Source organism: Embleya sp. NPDC025285, assembly GCF_055558835.1.
On record NZ_JBVHLU010000001.1, the window covers coordinates 176,034 to 197,831 of the forward strand.

Below are 21,798 nucleotides of genomic sequence, written 5' to 3' on the forward strand. Positions count from 1 at the left end.
GCGTCAGAGTGGGTGGGGCGGCGGAACCCGCCCCCGAATCCTTCACATCGCTAAAAGCTAGGCTTGGTAATGAACCATGTCAATGATCATCCACCGGCCCGGCCCGCGATGTCCCCCGGCGCGGCCCGCCTACGCGGCGCCGCTGCGCAGTTGCGCCACCACGCCGTCCACGCCGTCGCTGCGCAGCCGCTCGACCACGCGCACGCCGTCCAGGCGAGTCTTCATGTCCTGCGGGGTCAGGCCCCGCTCCAGGCACGCCGCCGCCAGCTTGTACTCCGCGGGCAGGATGCCGGCGGTCAGCCAGGCCAACACCTGGGCCGCAGTCAGATCCAACTGGGTCCAGCTCGTCGCCATCGCGTGCCGTTGCTCGGGCGTGGTCCGGGGGTCGATCTGCTTGATCACGCGACCGATGTCGAGAACGCGCGTAGCGTCCCGGTTGGGTGCCGCCGCGGGCACCGGCGCCGGGATGACCGCACGCGGCACCGACTGCGCCTGACGGCGCTGCTGCTGCGGGGGCTGGTGTTGTCGATTGGACCGGGTCGGCGTCTCCGAGGTGCGCCGACGAGGCCGACGACCGTCGAGAAGGTTGGCCAACATGGCCTGTTCGACGGCATCGAGATCTTCCACCACAGGTAGTCACCCTTCTGGAATCCGCACCGTGCACAATCCGGTCATTCGCAGAGGAATGCCGCTGTTCGGCGCTCACAATCACACGTCGGGAGGGACGTGGACTGCGATGGTCTTGCCCATGTCGACCTTCACTCACACACGCGACCGATCATCGAATCGTAGCGATATGACGAATCGTCAACCGTGCGCCCGCAAGCGCGCCGGTCAGTACGCTGAGGCGCGGTGCCGAAAGGGGTGACATGGGAACGGGATACGAGCGATCCTGCTGGTTCACCCTGCCCGCCCAACCGGCCTCTGTCGCACAGGCCCGACGGGCCCTGGCGGACCATCTGACCTACTGGGGACTGCCCTACGGACACGATCTGGGCTACGCCCTCAAGCTGGTCGCCTCCGAGCTGATCACCAACTCCGTCGAACACGCGGCCGTCTTGTCGCCGGAGGTATCGGTCACCTGTACCGTGCACGACGGTTGGTTGTGGCTGGGTGTACGCGACCGCCATCCCTACCGTCCGGTCGCCCTGTTGGAAACGGTCGACGACACGTCGGGTCGAGGACTGTTGATCGTGCGCAACATCGTCACCGAACTCGGCGGTCAGATCCACATCGAGGCACACCCGGACGGCAAGACCCTGTGGGTGATCCTGCCGTGGCCGGTCGCCTGACCCGCTCACCCGGCTTCCCCCTCCCGGCCCCGTCACCCGTGCCTGCTACGGGCAGGCGAGGTTCAGGGCGCGTTGCTTGTCTTTCATCGGGCCCGTCTCGTTGACGAATCGGTCCGACGCGACCCGAAAGCCCGCCGAGTCGCCGCTGTTCAGCGTCGCGGCCGCCTCGCTCAGGGCGTCGACCCGGCTGTCGTAGGCGTTACGCCATTGCGTGAACGGCCCGGCCGCGGCCGGATCGGCCGGCAACGGTACGGCCCTGATGTGGGATCGGGTGTTCTTCAACTCGGCGCTCGTCGCTCAGCGCGGTGCGTTGCTGCGCGACGTCATTCGAGACGGTCGAGGCGGTCAGGTCGTTCAAGAGCCTGGTGACGTTGTCCGAACGAGCCGGACAGACCTCGTTGACCGCCCGGACGTAGCTTTCCGCCGTCTGCTTCGCGGGCCCCTGCGCCGAGGCCGCCGGGTCGGCCCCGTTCTTGTCGCCCTGCCCGACGCCGGCGAGTCGTCCGAGAGATCGAACGGGCCGATGCCCGCCGCGACGAGCACGCTCAGCACGGTCGCCACCGTCCCGATCAGCGTGAGAAGCAACATCAACCTCCCATTGCCGCCGCCGTCTCGGTCGCGGCGCGGGGGGTGGGTGCGGTGGCGGGTACGGGGGCGGGATCTGCGACGGATAGGGCTGGTGGGGCTGTTGCCCGTATGGCGGTTGGTGTGGGCCGTTCGGCTGATGCTGGTACGGCATGACCGGCTCCGGATTCCGTGTTTGCCCAAGGCTGAGGCCCGACGCGCGGAGGCGGCAGGTCGTTCTCCAGGCAGTGACGGAGCCTCGTCCAAGCGTCCGCGGAAACGTGCGCGCGGAAGTACGGACTGGACCGAGATTCCCCCCGTTCCGCCCCTCGGCACCTACGGCACAAGGGCGTTCGTATCGTAACCACAAGTGGACGGTCGGTGGCGATGATCGACGGATCGAGCAGATCGCGGCGGAGAAATTCCCCACCGGTGCCCCGATCCGTCGTAAATGGCGCAAACTCCTTATGGGTGCGAGGTGCGAGATGCACGTCGCGCTCATCCCCAATCGTTCGCATCGACGATCGTCACGGGCCGGCGGACCCCACGATCACCTTGCCAAGTCCGCGCGACCCCACCCGGGGGAGCACGAAACCGACCGGAGCTGCCGACTCCGGCCCCTGATGCCGCTCTTACGGGGCCGTTCGTACCGTGGCGAAGCGTCCTCGGGCATGCCCGGTGCCGACGCCGTGAGCGACGGGTCGCGCCCGCGATCGGTCCGCGACCGCCGACCTCGCCGGAGCATGACAAGGGGTTGCCATCACGCAAAGCCCGCACACGGGAGCCCGTCGCGGGACATGATTCTGATAACCGGCGGATTGCCGTACGGTGAACGTCCCTCGGAGCGGTGGCGAATGGACCGCGTCCACAATTCGAACCCGACCCACGGCCGTGCAGACCAGGGGAGGTACGTACCGCACATGTCGACATCCGCGGAGGCGCTTCCGGAGCCGGCGCGACCGGGCAGCCCTCGAAAGCCCGTTCCGGGCCCGGCAGGCGACGAGCCCTCGCCCGCGCGTGCCCACCCGGCCCATCTCGAACCCGAACACCCGCGCACCGGCGCGGTACTCGGCGCCGCCCGACACCTCGCCCCCGGCGACCGAGGGGCGAGTGATCCACTGCTCGACCCCGCGCCCGCACGTGCCGCCGATCACGCGGCCATAGAGAACCTGCTTCGCTGCCGCATCCGCGAGAGCGGAACCGCGGTTCCGGTGGACGGGCCGTTACGGCTTCCGCTGCCGGCGACCGCCAGCACGGTCGTCGCGCCGATCCTGTACCGCTCCGAGACCGGCATGCACCGCTTCGGCCCGGTCCGACTGAGCAGTGGTGTCGCACTCGACGCGACCACGCTGGCCGTACTCCTCGCAATCGAGGCGGCGCACGGCCGAGTCGGCTCGATCACCGCGATCGCCGACATGACCGACCGGGTGATCGACTCGACCCGGCGGATCGCCCACCACCTCGCCGAGCGCCGCAAGGTGCCCGAGGACATTCCGGGAACGACGCCGTTCCTGAGCACCGAACAGTCGATCGTTCTGGGCCACCCGATGCATCCCTCGCCGGCGTCCCGGCAAGGCATGTACGGACCCTCGTCGCCGCGCTACTCGCCGGAATTGCGCGGATCGTTCCCCCTGCACTGGTTCGCCGTGGACCCCTCGGTGGCGATCCACGACGGCGATCTGGGGCGACCCGTGCCGGTGGTGCTCGCAGGGCTCGCCGAAGGCGATGTGAACCTGCCGCCGGGCATGGTCGCCCTGCCGGCGCATCCCTGGCAGGCCCGCGACGTCCTCGGGCGACCCGGTGTCGCCGCGCTCTTGGAGCGCGGGCTGCTCCGCGACCTCGGCCCCGGCGGGCCCGCGTGGTCGGCCACCTCCTCGCTGCGCACCGTGTACCGCACCGGCGCGCCCGTCATGCTGAAGACCTCGCTCGGCGTCGAGATCACCAACTCCCGCCGGGAGAACCACCGCAGTGAACTGCGCCGAGGCCTCGCCGTGCACCGGATGCTCGACGCCGGTCTCAAGCGCGTCATGCACTCCGCCCACCCGGGGTTCGACGTGCTGCGTGATCTTGGCTGGATAGCGGTGGACGTCCCCGGCGGGCGCGGCGAATCCGGCCTCGAACTCGTGGTGCGGGACAACCCGTTCGGCCCGCGCGACCGCGTGTACTGCATCGCGGGACTGGCCGCGCCGCGCCCCGACCTGCCGCGGGGTCGGTCGATGCTCGCCGACGTGTTGTACACACTCGCCGCCCGTACCGCGACGCCGTTGCGCGAGACGGCCGAGTCGTGGTTCCGCCGCTACCTGGACGTGTTGGTCGCACCGATCCTGTGGCTGCACGGTGAGTACGGTCTCGGGCTGGAGGCACATCAACAGAACACGCTGGTCGTGCTGGACACCGACGGCCGCCCGATCGGCGGACGCTATCGCGGCAATCAGGGCTACTACTTCTCGGCCGAACGCGGCGCGCGCCTGGCCCGCTGGCTCCCGGGCGCGGGCCGGGACCTGGGGACCTGGTGTCCCGACCACGTGATCGACGAACGGCTCGGCTACTACCTCGCGATCAACAACGTGCTCGGCCTCGTCGGCGCGATGGGTGCGCAAGGGCTGGCCGACGAGCGGGCGTTGATCGCGATCTTCCGCGACCGGCTCGTGCGCACGCGCACGGATCACCCCGCCGGGCGCCCGCTCGTGGACCGCCTCCTCGACGGTGCCACACTGCGGTGCAAGGCCAACCTGCTCACCCGTGTCGCGGGTCTCGACGAACTCGAAGTCCCGTTGGAGACCCAGTCCGTCTACGTCGACATCCTCAACCCGATCGCGGACGTACGCGGCTGAGCGGTTCTCGTACCACCACAGAGGAGACGGCACGGTGCGCGCGAACGTCACGGTCCTGGCGCTGCACCGGCACGAAGGCGAACCCCTCGAATACGAGGACGCGGTCTGGATCGGCGACGGGGCCGGACGCGGGTTCCTGCCGCCGGCCGGACCCGCGTGCAGGCGCGCCCGCGTCGACCGCCCGGGCGCCTTGCGGGTCGCCCTCGCGGACGGCGCCGCGGAGAGTCTGCTCGCGCGGCGCTGGGCCGAACTCCTGGTGCGGGCGTGCGGTGCGGCGCCCACCCCGCTCCTGTGCGGCGGTACGGGATTCGCCGACGTGCTGGCGCGTGCGGCGGACCGATGGCCCGACCTGACCAAGCGCTACCTGGTCGAGCGGGACCGGCGCGGAATGCCGGTACAGCCCTACGAACTACGCAAATTGGAACGCGGAGCGCACGCGTCCGCGGTGCTCGCGGCGCACATCGCGCCGCATCCTTGGTTGTCCGGGCGGGGCCAGTGGGCGGCGGCGGTGCTCGGCGACGCCTATCTCTTCCAGGTGCGCGGCGACCGGCTCTGGCGGGTGTTTCCGACCTCACGACGGCCCGACGTCGCGACCAGCAACGGCGCGGACCCCGCCGCGGTGGCGCGGCGGGTTCGGTGTGCGCGAGGAACCTGGACCGACCGGGACCTGCTGTACGTGGCCAACGACACGGCCGGTGCGTGGTTCCTGCGCAGCGCTCTTGCCGGTGGGCGGCCGTGGGAGGAATTGCGCGAGCCGGCCGCGGGCAGTCCCCGTGAACTCGCCCGGTGGGTGGGCGCGCGACGGAGGGCGGGCGTACTCGAGCACGGGGACCTGACCATCGTGCGCATCGACCCCATGATCGGCCCGGCTCGGGCCCCGGTGGCCTCGGGCGCGGCGCCCGATCTCGCACGAGACCTTCCGCGTACGTCCCCGTCGTCGTCGGTCCGACGTCGAGCCGGGCCCCGGTAGTGCTCGACTCGGCGGGTGAGGGCATCGACAACCGGTTGCCTTGGTCGCCAACGGCCCGGCGAGCACCGTCGTGCGCGGGGCCGAAGCGGTGCCATATCGGTCGAGGCGATGCCTTCACCGGAGGCACCCTCATGCGGTGGTCGCCCCCGCGGCTCGCCCCGAATGCGGGCGCGGGTCGGCCGAAGGGGTGGGACCGGCCGCCGACGGTCCCACCCCTTCAGGTCTTGTCGCGGGCGATCAGCAGGCGCCCTGGTCCTCCCACACGCCCCATTGGCCGGTCGTGCCCGGCGTCTCGCCGCGCGTCCACCACTTGGCGCGCCACGTGTGGTTGTTCCACACGACGGTGTCGCCGTTCGTGTACGTCATCGACTCGGTCCACGGCTTGGCCGCGGCGCACTTGGTGTGCAGTGGGACGTTCAGCTCCTTGACCCACTGGTTGCGCCGGAAGTCGCGGGCCTTGATCGACACCCGGTCGTTGGTGACCTCGACCTGGAGCCCGCTGTTCTCCAACCCGCTCAGCGCGCTCTCACCACCCGAGCCGTCGTCGGTCCACTGGGTTTGGACGGCACCGGTGTTGACGACCGTGAAGCCTTCGAGGTTGCCGGTCCCCGGCACGACCTTGCGCACCGCCCAGTCGGACAGGTTCAGGTCCCAGTGCGTGTGCGAGGTGAACAGCACGGCGTCCTTGTGCGCGCCCAGGATGCTCATGATGCGGTCGGCTTGGAGGTAGTCCGACTTGTAGAGCTTGTTGCGCGTGCCCGAGACCGTGTCCGGCAGGACGTGGTGCGAGAACACGAACGTCGGCTTGCCCTGCGCCTCCCAGTAGTTCATTCGCTGCTCGAGCCAGGTCAGTTGCTCATCGCTGAACCACACCTCGTCCCACTTGGTGGGGTCGCTGTACTTCATGTACTTCTCGGTGCCGAGGAACAACATCGGGACACCGTCGACGACGCGCTCGTAGTAGACCTTGTCGAGCCCGGTGAAGTCGTAGAAGTTCTGGAAGAGCGACTGCTCGGTGGTGCCGTTGGGCCAGGTCTCCTGACACAGCTTGTCCGGATTGCAGTACTTGGGCACGTAGAACTCGTGGTTGCCGATCGTGAAGAACGTGTTCGCCGGGTGCGGACGCGTGTTCAGGACCTGCTTCACCTGGTCGTACTCGGCCTTGTAGCCGCGCGGGGTGATGTCGCCGTTGACGACGAGCGCGCCGCTTGCGGGGTTGATCACCTTCATCTGATCGAGTGCTCGACCGAAGTCCGCGAGGTCGCCCTGCACGTCGCTGATGACGTTGAAGGACACCTTGGCGGGCGCGGCGGGGGTGGCGCCGGCGGGAGTGGTCGCACGGGGAGCCGGCCGGCTCTCGGCGTAGGCGGAACCGGCGCCCACCGTGAGCGCGAGCGCGGCGCACACGGCCGCGACGCGTCGGTGTTTGCGGAAGTTGGGCATGGCGATCCTCGGGACGGTACGGGGCGTGGGGACCCGCCCATCACACCGGTTGGCGCCGGCCGCGCGGCGGCTCGCAATGATCATGAAGGTGTCCAATGGCTGAAGATCATCCACGAATCCGGCAAAGCACGCCCCTGGGTGTCCACAAGTGCCGGGTTGTCCACAGATTGCGACCGCTCACACCGCGCCGCGGGCCGCACGGACCAGGATCCGGGGATGGAAGAGGCCGTACGAGTCTTGCGGGGGTTGGCATGGCAGCACGACGGAGTGGTAACACGGGAACAGGCGGTATCCGCCGGGGTGTCCGGGCGGGTGTGGCGCAGACTCGTCAACGATGGGAAGGTGCGCGAACTCGCGCGAGGCGTGGGGCTCGTCGATGCCGATCGATGTGCGCTCTCCTCGCACGGGTTGTTGCGCGCCGGGCTCGCGGCCTATGGCGAACGAGCCGTGGCCGTATTGCACAGTGCGGCCCGCGTGCACGGGATGCGTGGCGTGCCGCCGGTGGAATGTGTGCACATCGCCACGCCCGACACGGCGTCGCGTCGTGGTGGGCCCGGCATCGTTGCGCATCGGCGCCGGTTGCGGGCCGACGAGATCGTGACGGTGGACGGATTTGCGGTGACGACACCGGTGCGAACACTGGCCGACCTGGTGCCGACGCTGCCGCCCGAGGAGGGTCTGGCGGTCCTCGATTCTGCGCTGCATCTGGGCCTGGTCGAGGCGGCGGAGCTGGAGGCGGTCGAGCGGGCGGCAGCGGGCCGGCCCGGGGCGGGACGGGCTCGGCCGTTGCTCGAAATCGCGGACGCGCGGGCCGAGAGCCCATTGGAGTCGCGGGTACGACTCGACTGCGTTCGGGGCGGGGTCGCACCGGACGAGTTGCAGCACGAGGTCGTGCTGCCCGGCGGCGGCCGGGCCCGCGTGGATCTCGCGTGGCTGACCGGCTTGCGACCGATCTTCGCGGAGGCGGACGGCGCGGACGTGCACTCGCGGCCCGACGCGCTCTTTCGCGACCGGTCCCGGGCCAACGAACTGGCCCTCGTAGGCGCGCTCGTGCTGCGCTTCACCTGGCGCGACACGCTCCGGCGGGGGCGGGTCGCGGGGGTCGTGCGGCGGGCGTTCCAGTCGTGAATCGCGCGGCCTCGCCGGCGCCGGTGCGGTTCGGAGTGGCCCGGCTACCTGGTGACGCGGACGTGCTCCAGCGCCAACAGGCGCTGCTTGCGCGGCAATCCGCCCGCGTAGCCGGTCAAGGTGCCGTCGGCGCCGATCACCCGGTGGCAGGGGATGATGATGCTGATCGGGTTGCGGCCGTTGGCGAGTCCGACCGCGCGGGACGCCGTCGGTTGGCCGAGAAACCTCGTCGCCAGGGCGCCGTAGGACATCGTGTGCCCGAACGGGATGGTGGTCAGGGCCGACCAGACCTTGAGCTGGAAGTCCGTGCCCGCCGGCGCCAACGGCAGGTCGAACTCGCGCAGTTCGCCGGCGAAGTAAGCGCTCAACTGCGCCTGCGCCTGGGTGAACGCACCGGGATCGTGTACCCAGTCCGCGCCCGGCGTGGCGGCCATGTAGAGGGCGGTGAGCGAGTCGCCGTCGCCGATCATGAGCAGCTCGCCGACCGGGGAGTCCATCACCGCGTATCGGCGGGGGCCGTCGAGCGGGGTGTGGAACACGGCCGGGGGCACGTGCGGGTCGGGCGCTTCGACGGCCTCGAACAGGGCGTCCTGGTTCATGCTGCTTCCTTCACCGAGACGGTGGGTGCTGCGGACAGGCTCGCCCACAGGTGGTGCAGTGCGTACGAGCGCCAGGGGGACCACGACTGCGCGGCCGAGACCGGGAGGTCCCATCGCGCGAGTGCGTGCTTGACGCCCAAGTCGGTGGGCAGGAACACGTCCGGATCGCCCAGTGCCCGCAGTCGAATGTACGACGCCGTCCAGGGGCCGATACCCGGAAGGGCCAAAAGGCCCGCCTCCGCCGCCCTGCGATCCACGCCCGGGTCGAGCCGGACCGTCCCCGACGCCAGCGCACCGGTGAGCGCGAACAGCGCCTTCTTGCGTGACACGGGCATCGGTAGATCCGCCGGATCCGCGTCCGCCAGCGCGGTCGCGGAGGGGAACGCGTGGGTGAGTCCGCCCAGGGGTGCCGCCAGCGGCTTGCCGTACAGGGCCGTCAGCCGGCCCGCGATCGTGCGCGCGCCCGCTACCGAGACCTGCTGGCCGAGCACGGCTCGCACGGCGAGTTCGTCGGGGTCCACGTGTCCCGGCGAGCGCAGCCCCGGGGTGGCCCGCACGAGCGCGCCCAAGCCACCCTCGCCCGCTTCGGCGCTCCCGAGCGCCTCGTCGACCGCGAGCGGGTCCGCGTCCAGGTCGAGCAGTCGTCGGCAGCGCTGCACGGCGGCGCCCAGGTCGCGCAGGTCGGCGAGGACCAGGCGGCACCACACCCAGGAGGGGCCGGGCGAGAGCTCGACCACGCCGGTGCCGTGCGGGAGCGACAGCACCCGGCGGTAGACCCCGTCGACGTACTCCTCGACGCCGGGGATCGCCCGCAACCCCAGAAAATCCAGCGCGTGCCCGAGCGCGATCGGCTCCCGGTAGGGCAGCCGCAGCCGGATCTCGCCCGGCTCGACGCCTCGGGCGCCGGCCCGCCCACGCACCTCCGTGGGGGTGCGGCCGAACACCTCGCGCACGGTGTCGTTGAACTGCCGCACGCTCGCGAACCCGGCTGCGAACGCGACCTGCGCGATCTGGAGGTCGGAGGTCTCCAGCAGGACCCTGGCCGTCTGCGCCCGTCGAGCCCGGGCGAGCGCGAGAGGGCCCGCGCCGACCTCGGCCATCAGCAGACGGTTCAACTGGCGGTCGCTGTACCCGAGCCGGCCCGCGAGGCCGCCGACGCCCTCACGGTCGACGACCCCGTCCGCGATCAGCCGCATCGCGCGCCCGACCACGTCGGCGCGGACGTCCCACTCCGGCGAACCCGGCGAGGTGTCCGGACGGCAGCGCTTGCACGCCCGGAAACCCGCCGCCTGTGCGGCCGCAGCCGACGGGTAGAACCGCGCGTTCTCACGCTTCGGCTTGACCGCGGGGCAACTCGGCCGACAGTAGATGTCGGTGCTCGTGACCGCCATGTAGAACCAGCCGTCGAACCGACTGTCCCGGCTGCTGCACGCTCGGTAGCACTGCTCGTCGTCCATCACGTCGACCAGTGTCACCCGTTCCCGCAGGAGTGGCCGGCGGGAATCGGACAGCACCGTGAGGGCGTCTTCGCGCCGCCGGTGGCGCCTACAACCGCCGAATCAGCCCGTTACGGAAGAGGTCGACGAAGATGGCGTGGTCGGCGCGAGCGCGCGCCCCGTACGCGTGCGCGAAGTCCACGAGCGAGGTCGTGAAGCCCTCCTCGTCGCGTTCGATCGCCTCGAGGATCGCGTGCTCGGTCGAGAACGGTACGAGCGTGTGACCGCTTTCCTCGTCGGCCACCGCGTGCATCGTCGCGGTGGCCCGGCCCAGGTATTCCACGACCTCCGCGATCGTGTCCACCTCGTTGAGGTCGGACCAGTCCAGGTCGTTCGCGTACGGCGACACCTCGGCGACCAGCTGGCCCACCCCGTCGATGTCGGTGTAGCCCAGCCACGGGTCCGCGTGCGCCTGCAGTGCGCGCTGCGAGATGACCGTGCGGTGTCCTTCGTGCTCGAAGTAGGACCGCACCTCGGGGTCGGTGACGTGGTGGCTCACCGACGGCGTCTGGCCCTGCTTCATGTACAGGATCACGTCGTTCTCCAACGCCTCCGTGTTGCCTTCGATCAGCAAGTTGTACGAGGGCAGGCCGGCGCTGCCGATGCCGACCCCGCGCCGCCCTACGACGTCCTTGACGTCGTAGGTGTCCGGCCGCTGCCGGGTCGCGGGAGGCAACGTGTCCAGGTAGCGCCCGAAGGCCTCCAGCACCGTCGCCTTGACGTCGTCGGACAACTCGAACGCGCCGCCGGACAGGGCGAATCGCCGTTCGTGGTCTTGCACCACCGTCTGCGAGCGGAGCAACTCGATTCGGGTCTGCAGCCGGGCCTGCCGCAGCACCTCCAGGAGCGGCCCCTCGGTCGTAGCCAGGGTCAGCGCGGCCTCCTGTGGCGTGGTCTTGTCGGTCAGCAGTCGAAGCTGGTCGAGGTAGGCGGCGCCGTAGCCCGCGACGAGGGTCGTGATCGTGTCGTCGCTGAGGGCCTTGCCGTGTCCGATCAGCGCGAGGCTCGCCGCGAAGCGCTTGACGTCCCAGGTCCACGGGCCGACGTACGCCTCGTCGAAGTCGTTGACGTTGAACACGAGCTTGCCGTCCGCGTTCATGTACGTGCCGAAGTTCTCCGCGTGCAGGTCGCCGTGGATCCACACCCGCGAGTTGCGTTCGTCCAGGAAGGGGTCCACACGACCGTCCAGGTCGGCGTAGAACAGGCAGGCCGTGCCCCGATAGAACGCGAACGCCGAAGCCGCCATTTTGCGGAACTTCACCCGGAACGCGGCGGAGTCGCCATCGATCAGCGCGCCGAAGGCCCGTTCGAAGACCTCCAGGATGTGCCGGGCGCGGTCCTCGGCGTCCGCCGGGCCGTATTCCGCGTAGCCACCTTCGAACCCCACGCCGCCCAGACCGATCCCTATGCCCTCGGTCATCGCGACCGCCTCCCTCGAAGTCTCCTCGGGGCCGGCAGGACCCCGCGTCAGGATCCCAGACGGGAGGACCGGGACGGCATCGAGCCCCCGGAGCGTGAGGGGGGAGTCAGAGGCGCCCGGGGGCTCGATATCCGGCGCATGCCCGGCCGACGGCGAGTCATGCCCGGCAGGCGTCGAAGATGTTCAGGACCGCGAGGTCCCGACGGTTCCGGAGGGGACACCGGACCCCGACGAGACGGCTTCGGTCCCGTTCTCCGACCGCGCTGCCCCCGTGTTCGACGGGGATGGCGAGGTGGACGGCGGGGTTTGGTAATTCTCGCCGAACGGGGATCGGTTGCCGATCTTGGGCGAGGCGTCGGCCGCCGCCTTGTTGGCGTCCGAGGCCACCCACAGCTGCCAGGTCGGGTCGGTGGCGATCGCACGCAGCCGGTCCATCGACAGGATCGGCGTGTTCCGGCCGATGTCGCCCTTCTCCTCCCGCGAGGCGATCTCCTCGATGGTGATCACGACGCCGTCACGACGCAGGACTCGCACGGACCAGACCTTGGGCCCGTTGCCCCACGGTCCGGCCTTGCCGTCCGCGCGGTTCTCCGGGGTGTCCGGCGCCGCGGGGTAGACCCAGTCCTGCCGCTCCACCACCCGGCCTGCCGGAGCCTCGTAGTTCACGCATTTGGCGTAGACCTCGCCGCCCGGGTGCGGACATTCAACGGTTCCCGGGGTGTCGGCGTTCTGCTCCACCGACACCGAGAGCAGGCTGGGCCCCGCCGAGTCCTCGAGAACGAACGACGCCGAAGCGCCTGCGTTGTGAATTCCCGCAGACGTCCGGTTCGTGTTGTCCGAGCCGGTGAGCCGGGAGGTCAGGAGGTTCTCCGGCACAAGTGCCAAGAGCTTGTGCAGCAGCAGCGGTGGCAGCACGGGCACCGTCCCGGCCGGCACCGTGAGCGTCGGCCGGGGCTTGGGCCCGGCCTCGGTGGCGGGCGCGGAGACCTCGGCGGTCGTGCTCGCGGGACCCGCCACCCGCCCGCGGTGGTCGTCGTTTCCGTTCGCCACGACGAGCAGGGTCGTACTCGCGACGGCCAGTACCGCCGCGGTCGACGCGCCGACCTGGATACGTCGTACCAGCTTCATGCGTCTGCCTCGGGCGATGCCGCCCGCGACCAATCCCGTCGGGGGGACCAGCCCCGACGCCGACGTCCGCATCGCGGCCGCCAGCTCATTCTCGTCGGACCCCATAGACCTACCGTCTCCTCGCCATCGGTGACATCCGTGCGAACACAGGTCGTTGCTGCTCACCAGCCGTACGGCCGTACCGGCGGTGTACGCGGCAACTCCCTCATGCGGCGGAGAGCCATCCCGACTCGGCCCCGAGCACGCTGCGCAACTTCTCCAACGCCCGCATCGATCTGCTGCGCACAGCCCCCTCGGACACGCCCATCTGCCGCGCCGTCTGCTCCACGCTCAGGTCCTCCCAGTACCGCAGGACCAGTACCGCCCGGTCCTTGGGCGGCAGTTCGGCCAGGCTCTTCAAGAGCGTCAACCGCAACGCCTGGTCCTCCTCGGGGCCGGAGCCCTCCGGCAGGTCGGCGTAGGGCTGCTCGGTGCTGCTCAGCCTGCGTCGGTGGGACAGATAGGTGCGTGTCAGCACGGTGCGCGCGTACGCCTCCGGGCTGTCGGCCCGGCTGACCCGCTTCCAGGCCCGATACAACTTGCCCAGCGTCGTTTGCACGAGGTCCTCGGCGAGATGCCAATCGCCACACAGGAGCCAGGCCGTCCGGAACAGCCGTCCGCTGCACGCGTTGGCGAACTCCAGGAAATCGGCCGGCTCAGCGTCGAAGCCCGCCATAGACCCTCCTCGTCCCTACGCGCCCTCGCGCGTACCCACCCCATAGACGCGGCGGACCCCCCGGCACGTCACAACTTCCGGCCGAGAATACGTATGCGCAGCTCATGGGCCATTCGAGGGGTTGGCCCAGGGGCCCGCGCGTCGGCCCGTAGCCTGGGCCACGATCGATCACCATCGATCCCGCAGCCCTCGCCGCCCGAACCCGGCGCGGGGTACGAACCAGCCAGGGGAGTGGACGTGACGTCGGTGGACCACGATGTGGATCGTTTCAGCGCCAAGACCCGCGACTGGGTGGACGAGGCCATCCGCAAGGTCGCCGCCGACGCGAACCGTTCCGCCGACACCCACCTGCTGGCCTACCCGCTGCCCACGGAGTGGGGCATCGACCTCTACCTCAAGGACGAGTCGACCCACCCGACCGGCTCGCTCAAGCACCGGCTCGCGCGTTCGCTCTTCCTCTACGCCCTGTGCAACGGGTGGATCGAGGAGGGCACCACCGTGATCGAGGCGTCCTCGGGTTCCACGGCCGTCTCGGAGGCGTACTTCGCCAACCAGATCGGCCTGCCGTTCGTAGCGGTCATGCCCGCCACCACCAGCCCCGAGAAGATCGAGCTGATCGAGTTCCACGGCGGCCGATGTCACCTGGTCGAGGACGCCGCCACCGTGTACGACGTCTCGCGCGCGCTGGCGGCGGAGACCGGCGGGCACTTCATGGACCAGTTCACCTACGCCGAGCGCGCGACCGACTGGCGGGGCAACAACAACATCGCCGAGTCGGTGTTCGAGCAGATGTCCGAGGAGCGGCATCCCATCCCCGAGTGGATCGTGGTCGGCGCCGGCACCGGCGGCACGAGCGCGACCATGGGCCGCTACGTCCGCTACCGCCGGCACCACTCCAAGATCTGCGTCGTGGATCCCGAGAACTCGGCCTTCTTCGACGGATGGCGCACGCACGATCCGGCGTACACCGACGCGTGTTCGTCGCGGATCGAGGGCATCGGTCGACCCCGGGTGGAGGCCAGCTTCATGCCGAACATCGTCGATCGCATGATCAAGGTCCCCGACGCCGCGTCGGTGGCGGCGATGCGCGACCTGCACCGGCGTACCGGACACAAGGCGGGCGGCTCGACCGGCACCAACCTGTGGGGTGCGCTGCGTCTGGTGGCCGAGATGCGCGCCGCGGGTCGGACGGGCTCGGTGGTGACGCTGCTGTGCGACGGTGGCGAGCGCTACGCGCACTCGTATTACTCCGACGAGTGGCTCGCGCGACAGGAGCTGGATCTGACCGCGTACGAGGACACGTTGCGACACTTCCACGCGACGAGTGAATGGCGCTGATCGAGCGGCCTTAGGCTGGGTGTCGCAGGTCGACGAGGAGGAGCAAAGGATGAGCGGAGCGGGAAACGTCGTCTTCGACAAGCGTGAGCAATTGGAGAAGATCCAGAGCGGGTTGCTGCCGGGTGAGCAGATCATCGCGGTCTACGACGCGAAGGGCGTCGGCACCGGGTTCATCGGCCTGACCGACCGGCGCGCGATCATCCAGGACAACAGCTTCGTGGGCAAGAAGGTCGCGATCACCTCCTTGCCCTATTCGAAGATCAGCAGCGTGAGCATGGTCTCCAACAAGAGCTTCACCGGCTCGTACCTGAGCTCCAGCGAAATAGCGATCCACGTCGGCACGCAGACCTACAGCGTGGAGTTTCGCAGCGACGACAAGGGCCGACACGTCCACGACGTGATCCTGCACTACATCATGCTTTGAGCCGGCGCGTCGTATCTCGAAGGCGTGATGGGCCGGCCTCGGTTACGGCGGGGCTCTTTCGCGCTCACCTGGTGGCCGGGGTCTGTCCGCGCAGGGGCAGGCCCGCCGCGCGGTAGATCGCGTCCATGACGCGCAGCGTCGGCACCGCGTCCGCAGCGGGCGTCAGCGGCGGCTCGCCGAGGCGGATCGCGTCCGCGAACGCCTGGAGTTGCAGGCGGTACGTCGGGGTCCTCGCGGCCTCGCCCAGGTGCTCGCGGCGCTTGCGCTTGCCCGTGTGCACGGTGAAGCGGTGCGGCAGGTGCGGCATCAGGTAGTTCAGTACGCGCATCTCGCCGCGGGTGCCGACGACGTGCGCGTGCATGTCCAGGACGCGCCGGGACAACATCGACGCGTGCACGGTGCCGGTCACGCCGCCGGGCAGGCGCAGTCGGGCCGACATCGCGCGGTCCACCCGCCGGTCCTTGCGGACCGTCAGGGCGTGCGCGTCCACCACCTCGATCGGGTCGCTTCCGTCGTCGCCCGCCAGCAGTCGCATCAGGTGCACCGCGTAGCACCCGCCGTCCATCAGCGCCCCGCCCGCCAGGTCGTAGCGGTAGCGGATGTCGCCGAGCAGCGGCAGCGGGAAGCACATCGACGTGGTGATTCGGCGGATCTCGCCCAACTCGCCGTCGTCCAGGATCTCGCGCATCCGGCCCGCGAGCGGGTGATACCGATAGTGGAAGGCCTCCATCGCCACCAGGCCGGCACTCGCGGCGGTGTCCGCGATCTCGCGTGCCTCGGCCTCGTTGGCGGCCATCGGCTTCTCGCACAGCACATGTTTGCCGGCTTCCAGCGCGCGGATCGTCCAGTGCGCGTGCAACCCGTTGGGCAGCGGGATGTACACCGCGTCCAACTCCGGGTCCGCGATCAAGGCGGCGTAGTCCGTATGCACTCGCGGGATGCCCTGCCGTCGCGCGAAGGTATCCGCGCGGGCAGCGTCGCGGGCGGCGATCGCGGCGACCTGCACCTCCGGGATCAGCCGCGCGGGCTTGACCAGTGCGGCCGGCGCGATGCGAGCCGCGCCCAATACGCCGATCCGGATCCGCTTCATGGCGTCATCCCCCTCGTCGCCATCCCGCCCGACGCGCTCGTGCTCCGAACGCTTACCCGGCCCACTCGCCGGACCCACGCGTGGGTCGTGCCGGACTCGCTGTCCGCATGTTAGGGGCGCACGCGCGCGTGTGGGGGAGATCGCCCACAGGAATCCGCGAGCGACGGGTCGGCGCGGGTGTGGCGGGTACCCGCACGGAGGAGTCGGGGCCTAGACTAGACTTGTCTTGACATCAAGATATCTGCGGGGCGCAGACCCCGGCATCCCCTACTTAGGGTCACCTTGCTTGGCGTGAGTCGAGTGGGTGTCGGCAGGATGCGGGAGAAACGCACAAGATCAAGGGAGACCGTCGTGTCCGCGAACAGCTTCGACGCTCGCTCCACCCTGAACGTGGGTGACGAGTCGTACGAAATCTTCCGGCTGGACAAGGTGGAGGGCAGCAAGCGCCTCCCCTACAGCCTGAAGGTCCTGCTGGAGAACCTGCTCCGCACGGAGGACGGCGCGAACATCACCGCCGATCACATCCGTGCCCTGGGCGGCTGGGACGCGAAGGCCGAGCCGAGCGAAGAGATCCAGTTCACGCCGGCGCGCGTGATCATGCAGGACTTCACCGGCGTGCCGTGTGTCGTGGACCTCGCCACGATGCGCGAGGCCGTGAAGGCCCTCGGCGGCGACGCCTCCCGGATCAACCCGCTCGCGCCCGCCGAGATGGTCATCGACCACTCGGTCATCGCCGACGTGTTCAACCGGCCGGACGCGTTCGAGATCAACACCGACATCGAATACGGCCGCAACAAGGAGCGCTACCAGTTCCTGCGTTGGGGCCAGACCGCGTTCGACGAGTTCAAGGTCGTACCGCCCGGCACCGGCATCGTGCACCAGGTCAACATCGAGCACCTGGCTCGCACCATCATGGTGCGCAACGGCCAGGCATACCCCGACACCTGCGTCGGCACCGACTCGCACACCACGATGGTCAACGGCCTGGGCGTGCTCGGCTGGGGCGTCGGCGGCATCGAGGCCGAGGCCGCGATGCTCGGCCAGCCGGTCAGCATGTTGATCCCGCGCGTGGTCGGCTTCAAGCTCTCCGGCAAGGCGCAGCCCGGCGTCACCGCCACCGACGTCGTGCTGACCATCACCGACATGCTGCGCAAGCACGGTGTCGTGGGCAAGTTCGTCGAGTTCTACGGCGACGGCGTCGGCGCGGTGCCGCTGGCCAACCGCGCCACCATCGGCAACATGTCGCCGGAGTTCGGCTCGACCTGCGCGATCTTCCCGATCGACGCCGAGACGATCACCTACCTGCGACTGACCGGCCGGGACGACAAGCAGCTCGCGCTGGTCGAGGCGTACGCGAAGGCCCAGGGCCTGTGGCACGACCCGAGCCACGAGCCGGAGTACTCGGAGTACATCGAGCTCGACCTCTCCACCGTGGTGCCCTCGATCTCCGGCCCCAAGCGCCCGCAGGACCGGGTCGTGCTGGCCGAGGCCAAGGCCCGCTTCCGTAGCGCGCTGGCGGACTACGTCACCAACGGCGACGAGTCCGGCAAGGAGTCCTTCCCGGCCTCGGACGCGCCCACCGGCTCCAACGGTCGCGTGCACAACCCGACCACGGTGGTCGGCGAGGACGGCGTCGAGTACGAGATCGACCACGGCGCTGTCGTGATCGCCTCGATCACCTCGTGCACCAACACCTCGAACCCCTCGGTCATGCTCGGCGCCGCGCTGCTCGCGAAGAAGGCCGTCGAGAAGGGTCTGACCCGCAAGCCGTGGGTCAAGACCACGCTTGCGCCCGGGTCCAAGGTCGTCATGGACTACTACGAGAAGGCGGGCCTGATCCCGTACCTGGAGAAGGTCGGCTTCTCGCTGGTCGGCTACGGGTGCGTGACCTGCATCGGCAACTCCGGCCCGCTGCCGGAGGAGGTCTCCAAGGCGGTCAACGACGCCGACCTCGCGGTCGTCTCGGTGCTTTCGGGCAACCGCAACTTCGAGGGTCGGATCAACCCCGACGTCAAGATGAACTACCTGGCCTCGCCGCCGCTGGTGATCGCGTACGCGCTCGTGGGGTCGATGGACATCGACATCACCACCGAGCCGCTGGGCGTGGACTCCGAGGGCAAGCCGGTCTACCTCGCGGACATCTGGCCGAGCGACGAGGAGATCGCCGAGGTCGTGGCCTCCTCGATCGACCAGGACATGTTCATCGACCGCTACGCCGACGTCTTCGCGGGCGACTCGCGCTGGCAGTCGCTGGAGATCCCGACGGGCGCCACCTTCGAGTGGGACCCGCAGTCCACCTACGTGCGCAAGCCTCCGTACTTCGAGGGCATGCAGATGCAGCCGGCGCCGGTCGTGGACATCGCGGGCGCGCGCGTGCTGGCCAAGCTGGGCGACTCGGTCACCACCGACCACATCTCGCCGGCGGGCTCGATCAAGGGCGACAGTCCGGCGGGCAAGTACCTGGCCGAGAACGGTGTCGAGCGCAAGGACTTCAACTCGTACGGCTCGCGTCGGGGCAACCACGAGGTGATGATCCGCGGCACGTTCGCGAACATCCGTCTGCGCAACCAGATCGCGCCGGGCACCGAGGGCGGCTTCACGCGTGACTTCACGCAGGCCGACGCCCCGGTGTCGACGATCTACGACGCGTCGGTGAACTACCAGGCCGCGGGCATTCCGCTGGTGGTGCTGGCGGGCAAGGAGTACGGCTCGGGCTCGTCCCGCGACTGGGCCGCCAAGGGCACCTCGCTGCTGGGCGTGCGCGCGGTGATCGCCGAGTCGTACGAGCGCATCCACCGCTCGAACCTGATCGGCATGGGCGTCATCCCGCTGCAGTTCCCGGCCGGCCACAGCGCCGCCTCCCTCGGCCTCACCGGCGAGGAGACCTTCGCGTTCGAGGGCATCACCGCGCTGAACGAGGGTCGCACCCCCAAGACCGTCAAGGTCACCACGGACACCGGCGTCGAGTTCGACGCGGTCGTGCGCATCGACACCCCCGGCGAGGCGGACTACTACCGCAACGGCGGGATCATGCAGTACGTGCTGCGGTCGCTGGTGAACAAGGGCTGACGATCGCCGCGGCGACGGTAGGTCGCGCGCCATCGAGGCACCGGGTCGGGCTCCTTCGGGGGCTCGGCCCGGTGCCTTTCGGGTTCGGCCCGAGCGAGTCGCCGATCCGGGACGGAATGTGGCGGGTGCGGTCGGTGCGGCTGCGCTCGCGGGCGCGGCCCTTGCGCTCGCACCCGCGGGCGCATTCGCCGGCACGTGCGAGGGCACCGGGATCGGGCGGCACTGGCGCGGCCGGTTGGTTTCCCAACCGGCCGCAGGGTCAGTTTTGTGCCCGGCTCGTGTGGGCGACAGGGCTAGGGCGTCGGTTCACCCAAAAGGGGGAACGCGCGGACGGCGCCGACCACCTCGCCGGCGCCGTAGACGGGTGCCTGCGCGAACGGGGCGAGGGTCTGCTCGTCCACGCCCATGCGCCACAGCAGCGCCGCGATGGCGACGATGTGTGCCCGCGTCGCCCCGTCCGCGATCTTGACCGCGGCGCCCCGACCGTCCGGCAGGCCCACCGCGTACACCGCCTCCGCGCCGTCCTTGGCGAGCAGGCCCGGGATCGCCCGCATCAGGTTCGTCACGTCGCGACCGGTGCCCGCGACCCACTCCGGGTGGGCGCGCATCGCGTCCGCGATCCGTCGTTCGGGCGTGCCCTCGGAGGCCCCCGCGAAGCGGCCGTAGGACCGGGCCAGGCCCGCGAGCGAGATGGCGAACAGCGGTGCCCCGCACCCGTCCACACCCACCGCCGCGACCGGCTCGCCGGCGACGTCCTCGACTGCCCGGCGCACGGCCCGCTGCAGCGGGTGCTCCGGATCCAGGTAGGCCTCGGTCGACCAGCCGTTGCGCACGCAGGTGAGCAGCATCGCGGCGTGCTTGCCCGAGCAGTTCATCGCGATCCGCTCCGGCCCCTTGCCGGCCGCCAGCCACGCGTCGCGCTGCGCCGCGCCCAGGGGCAGGTCCGCCACGCACCGCAGCGCGCTCTCCGGCAGGCCCGCCCGGGCCAGGATCCGTCGGGCCCCCTCCAGGTGGAACGTCTCGCCGGAGTGGCTGGCGCAGGCGAGCGCGAGCAGCTCGCCGTCCAGGTCGAGCCCGTTGCGCGCCATCGCCAGGCCCTGGAACGGCTTGTTGGTCGAGCGCGGGAACATCGGCGCGTCCACCGCGCCGTGTCCCTCGACCACCGAGCCGTCGGTGCCGGTGAGTACGGCCGTGCCGTGGTGGATCGATTCCAGGAAGCCGTTCCGCCACACGCCGACCAGCGGTATGTGGGCGAACGCGGCCTCGTCGCCGGAGCGGTCGGCCTGGATCACGGGTCCTCCTGGAAGGTCGTACGAGAGTCGAACGGGGGCGGAGCGGGGCCGATCCCGCCGACCCGGAGGTCGAACGCGGGTGCGGGATGTCCCCCTCCATGATCCACGCGTGCATTCTCGGCCAACCACCGCGCATAATCGAACATATGTACGGCAATGGCGATCGCGACACCCCGGCCTGGGAGCAGCCGGGTCGCTTCAGGCGTGCCGAGGCTGGGAACGGGGCGGAATCCAAGCCCCGCGGGAGGGACGGGATCGCGCCGGCGGGTTGGCCGCGAGGCGTTCGGCCACCCGGTGTACCGGGTTGGGAGCACACGGCGGTCGCCTGGCTGTACGACCTGTGCCCACCCGGCTATCGAAGCCACGACGTGCTGCGCAAATACCCGCTGATCCTGGCCCGGATGGCCCGTCAGCACGTCGCCGCCGCGCTCGCCGCCGCCCGGCACGGCTACGGCACGGCGCGCGTCGAACTCGCGGGCCGGGTGCCCGTGGCCGCTTTGGAGGCGGTGCTGCGCATGTACGAGTACGAGGGCTCGCGGGCGGCGGCCACCGAGCGGGCGGTTCGGCTGGTCGAGGAGGCCCTCGCGGGCGAACGTTGGGAGCCTCGGCTGTGACCGTGACACGTTCCGCGTCGCGGAGCGGGTGATCGGGGCGCGGCGACGCTAGACGTGCACAAGGCACAGGGCACAGGGCACGGGGTACAAGGCGCGGGGCACAAGGCACGGGCACGGGGTCGCCGGGCGCCGGCGCGAAAGGGGTGTTTGTAACGTTCCATGCGTTCACCGCGCGCCGAGCGGTGAATAGAGGCCCGATCGTGACGCCTGCGTTCAGGTTTGACTCTTCTGCCCGCACGAAGGGCGCAATAGAGTTCAGGACTTGCACACAAGAAGTGCGTCAGATGCACCGGGGTGAGGGGATCGCAGATGTCCGACGGCATGACGGGGGCCCGCTTCCGGGAGGCCCAGCCGCCGGGGTCGCACTCCTCCGGGTCCCAGT

At 70.0% G+C, this 21,798-nt stretch carries 18 protein-coding genes; 8 read left to right on the forward strand and 10 right to left on the reverse strand.

Annotated features, from left to right (window positions below; all coding sequences use genetic code 11):
* Positions 1-129 precede the first annotated feature (129 nt).
* Complete coding sequence (locus tag ACZ4FV_RS00715; protein WP_395859813.1) at positions 130-627, reverse strand: hypothetical protein; 498 nt, start codon at positions 625-627, stop codon at positions 130-132.
* 242 nt (positions 628-869) lie between these two features.
* On the opposite strand from ACZ4FV_RS00715, the gene ACZ4FV_RS00720 reads away from it, so the two are divergent.
* A complete protein-coding gene (locus ACZ4FV_RS00720; protein WP_355529513.1) occupies positions 870-1,292 on the forward strand; it encodes an ATP-binding protein in 423 nt (140 codons plus the stop codon).
* Between the two features lie 45 nt (positions 1,293-1,337).
* Here the strand turns inward: ACZ4FV_RS00720 and ACZ4FV_RS00725 are convergent, their stop codons facing one another.
* On the reverse strand, positions 1,338-1,574 hold the full coding sequence (locus ACZ4FV_RS00725) for a hypothetical protein (protein ID WP_402229266.1): 237 nt from the start codon (positions 1,572-1,574) through the stop codon (positions 1,338-1,340).
* Between the two features lie 1,202 nt (positions 1,575-2,776).
* On the opposite strand from ACZ4FV_RS00725, the gene ACZ4FV_RS00730 reads away from it, so the two are divergent.
* The gene (locus tag ACZ4FV_RS00730; protein WP_465321505.1) at positions 2,777-4,690 is read left to right on the forward strand and encodes an IucA/IucC family protein; all 1,914 of its coding nucleotides are present in this window, start codon (positions 2,777-2,779) and stop codon (positions 4,688-4,690) included.
* Between the two features lie 34 nt (positions 4,691-4,724).
* Positions 4,725-5,660: a hypothetical protein gene (locus tag ACZ4FV_RS00735; RefSeq protein WP_465321506.1), complete on the forward strand. Its 936-nt coding sequence runs from the start codon at positions 4,725-4,727 to the stop codon at positions 5,658-5,660.
* Positions 5,661-5,897: 237 nt separating this feature from the next.
* Here ACZ4FV_RS00735 and ACZ4FV_RS00740 read toward each other — a convergent pair whose 3' ends face one another.
* A complete protein-coding gene (locus ACZ4FV_RS00740) occupies positions 5,898-7,103 on the reverse strand; it encodes a DUF4073 domain-containing protein (RefSeq protein ID WP_465321508.1) in 1,206 nt (401 codons plus the stop codon).
* 267 nt (positions 7,104-7,370) lie between these two features.
* Here ACZ4FV_RS00740 and ACZ4FV_RS00745 point away from each other — a divergent pair, with 267 nt between their 5' ends.
* Positions 7,371-8,231: a hypothetical protein gene (locus ACZ4FV_RS00745; RefSeq protein WP_465321509.1), complete on the forward strand. Its 861-nt coding sequence runs from the start codon at positions 7,371-7,373 to the stop codon at positions 8,229-8,231.
* A gap of 44 nt (positions 8,232-8,275) precedes the next feature.
* Here ACZ4FV_RS00745 and ACZ4FV_RS00750 read toward each other — a convergent pair whose 3' ends face one another.
* The 5 genes from ACZ4FV_RS00750 to ACZ4FV_RS00770 all read right to left on the reverse strand — a co-directional run bounded on the left by ACZ4FV_RS00750 (position 8,276) and on the right by ACZ4FV_RS00770 (position 13,589).
* A complete protein-coding gene (locus ACZ4FV_RS00750; protein ID WP_465321510.1) occupies positions 8,276-8,830 on the reverse strand; it encodes a methylated-DNA--[protein]-cysteine S-methyltransferase in 555 nt (184 codons plus the stop codon).
* Complete coding sequence (locus ACZ4FV_RS00755) at positions 8,827-10,287, reverse strand: AlkA N-terminal domain-containing protein (RefSeq protein WP_395859933.1); 1,461 nt, start codon at positions 10,285-10,287, stop codon at positions 8,827-8,829. Before ACZ4FV_RS00755 ends, ACZ4FV_RS00750 begins: the two co-directional genes overlap by 4 nt.
* Before the next feature lie 88 nt (positions 10,288-10,375).
* The gene (locus tag ACZ4FV_RS00760) at positions 10,376-11,746 is read right to left on the reverse strand and encodes a DUF2252 domain-containing protein (RefSeq protein ID WP_465321512.1); all 1,371 of its coding nucleotides are present in this window, start codon (positions 11,744-11,746) and stop codon (positions 10,376-10,378) included.
* A gap of 183 nt (positions 11,747-11,929) precedes the next feature.
* Positions 11,930-12,979, reverse strand: coding sequence for a hypothetical protein (locus tag ACZ4FV_RS00765; RefSeq protein ID WP_465321513.1), 1,050 nt, complete (start codon positions 12,977-12,979; stop codon positions 11,930-11,932).
* A 100-nt stretch (positions 12,980-13,079) separates the two neighbouring features.
* Positions 13,080-13,589 carry a SigE family RNA polymerase sigma factor gene (locus tag ACZ4FV_RS00770; protein ID WP_395859804.1) on the reverse strand — a complete coding sequence of 170 codons (510 nt, stop codon included), beginning with the start codon at positions 13,587-13,589 and terminating at the stop codon, positions 13,080-13,082.
* Positions 13,590-13,820: 231 nt separating this feature from the next.
* Between ACZ4FV_RS00770 and cds1 the strand changes: the two genes are divergently transcribed.
* Positions 13,821-14,927, forward strand: coding sequence for an L-cysteine desulfhydrase Cds1 (gene cds1, locus ACZ4FV_RS00775; RefSeq protein ID WP_465321514.1), 1,107 nt, complete (start codon positions 13,821-13,823; stop codon positions 14,925-14,927).
* Between the two features lie 49 nt (positions 14,928-14,976).
* Entirely contained in the window at positions 14,977-15,351 is a 375-nt protein-coding gene (locus tag ACZ4FV_RS00780) for a PH domain-containing protein (RefSeq protein ID WP_395859802.1), read from the forward strand.
* A 64-nt stretch (positions 15,352-15,415) separates the two neighbouring features.
* On the opposite strand, the gene ACZ4FV_RS00785 is transcribed toward ACZ4FV_RS00780, so the two are convergent.
* Positions 15,416-16,441, reverse strand: coding sequence for a Gfo/Idh/MocA family protein (locus ACZ4FV_RS00785; protein WP_395859801.1), 1,026 nt, complete (start codon positions 16,439-16,441; stop codon positions 15,416-15,418).
* 351 nt (positions 16,442-16,792) lie between these two features.
* On the opposite strand from ACZ4FV_RS00785, the gene acnA reads away from it, so the two are divergent.
* Positions 16,793-19,510, forward strand: a complete 2,718-nt coding sequence (gene acnA, locus ACZ4FV_RS00790; protein WP_402229248.1) for an aconitate hydratase AcnA — start codon at positions 16,793-16,795, stop codon at positions 19,508-19,510.
* A gap of 293 nt (positions 19,511-19,803) precedes the next feature.
* Here the strand turns inward: acnA and ACZ4FV_RS00795 are convergent, their stop codons facing one another.
* The gene (locus ACZ4FV_RS00795; RefSeq protein WP_465321515.1) at positions 19,804-20,802 is read right to left on the reverse strand and encodes an asparaginase; all 999 of its coding nucleotides are present in this window, start codon (positions 20,800-20,802) and stop codon (positions 19,804-19,806) included.
* Positions 20,803-20,948: 146 nt separating this feature from the next.
* On the opposite strand from ACZ4FV_RS00795, the gene ACZ4FV_RS00800 reads away from it, so the two are divergent.
* Entirely contained in the window at positions 20,949-21,416 is a 468-nt protein-coding gene (locus tag ACZ4FV_RS00800) for a hypothetical protein (protein WP_395859798.1), read from the forward strand.
* Positions 21,417-21,798: the final 382 nt, after the last annotated feature.